The 1,156-nt window shown below is 68.7% G+C and carries 1 protein-coding gene and 2 pseudogenes; 1 reads left to right on the top strand and 2 read right to left on the bottom strand.

The annotated features are described in order from the left end of the window. Window positions 1-181: pseudogene (locus GJ632_RS21660) on the top strand (threonine synthase); the annotation flags it as partial. A gap of 48 nt (window positions 182-229) precedes the next feature. Here the strand turns inward: GJ632_RS21660 and GJ632_RS21655 are convergent. Together GJ632_RS21655 and GJ632_RS21650 are read right to left on the bottom strand one after the other, a co-directional pair. Further along, window positions 230-511, bottom strand: a complete 282-nt coding sequence (locus GJ632_RS21655) for a DUF2892 domain-containing protein (RefSeq protein ID WP_191453991.1) — start codon at window positions 509-511, stop codon at window positions 230-232. 81 nt (window positions 512-592) lie between these two features. Continuing rightward, window positions 593-1,156, bottom strand: a pseudogene (locus GJ632_RS21650) (protein-L-isoaspartate O-methyltransferase); the annotation flags it as partial.

Genomic DNA, 1,156 nt, shown 5'->3' with positions numbered 1-1,156 from the left:
CGTCGCCGTCTCCGAGGAGGCGGTCGAGGCAGAACTGGACCGTCTCCATCGCCGCGGCTTCTACACGGAACCGACCTGCGCCGTCGCACCCGCGGCACTCCGCGAGTACCGCGACCGCGGCGTCGTCTCGTCGGACGACGACGTGGTGGTCCCGCTGACCGGCAGCGGACTGAAGGGCTGAGGCCGGCGCTCGGGGCTCGGCGTGTCGAACGGCAGGAAAAAATTCAGCTCAGCTCGGGCGACCCGCGTCCTTCCCGGGCGTTTCGGTCTCCTTCTTGGCCTTCCCGCGGAACGTGTCGATACCGAGGACGTTGTTGAGCGGGCACTTCTGCGTGATGCCCGTCGCGAGGAGGACGGCGCCGACGAGGAGCGCGATACCAGCGACGACGAGACCGAGGGTCCCGGCCGCGATGGTGAACAGTCCTCCGAACGCCGCGGCACCCACGGCGATGAGGAGCGGTCCGACGACGAGTCGGGCGATACGGTCGTAACCACCGACGTTTTTCTGCATGATTCTCACCTATCTCTACGTACGCCGTGTGAGGGTATAACGAGGTGACCTGGTTCTCGGAAGCGGAGAACCGGGCGCGATTCAGCGGTCGTACCGACGCTGTCTGCCGCTGAGGCGTTCGTCCCAGTCGATCCACTCCTGCTCCCACCCGGTCGGCGCGAAGTACCCCGACTCGCTGAACTCGGCGTCCTCGCGGACCGTCCGGTTTCTGGTGACGCCGCTCCGCTGTTCGCCCTCGACCAGGAGGGGGTCGAACGCGACGGGGCCGTGTTCGTCCACCACCTCGCCCGCGGCGTCGACGCTGACGAGCGTCTGCTTCGGGCCGCCCATCGGGAAGACGAGTCGACCGTCGGGTTCCAGTTGCGAGAGGAGTCGCCGCGGCGGTTCGATGGCCGCCGCCTCCACGAGGATGCGGTCGAACGGCGCGTACTCGGGGAGTCCCTCCGCGCCGTCGCGACGGTCGACGAGGACGGCGGGCGACCCGACGGACTGGAGGTTCGCCCGCGCCGCGTAGACGAGTTTCCGGTCGATGTCGACGGCGTGGACGTGCGTCTCACCGACGATTTCGGCCAGAGCGCGGGGGTGTGAGCCGACGCCGGCGCGACGACGAGCACGTCTCGTCCGGTTCGGCAGAGAGCGCAGAGA

This window comes from Halogeometricum sp. CBA1124, from assembly GCF_009741955.1.
GTDB lineage: Archaea > Halobacteriota > Halobacteria > Halobacteriales > Haloferacaceae > Halogeometricum > Halogeometricum rufum.
This window is presented reverse-complemented; position numbering and strand designations above follow the sequence as displayed.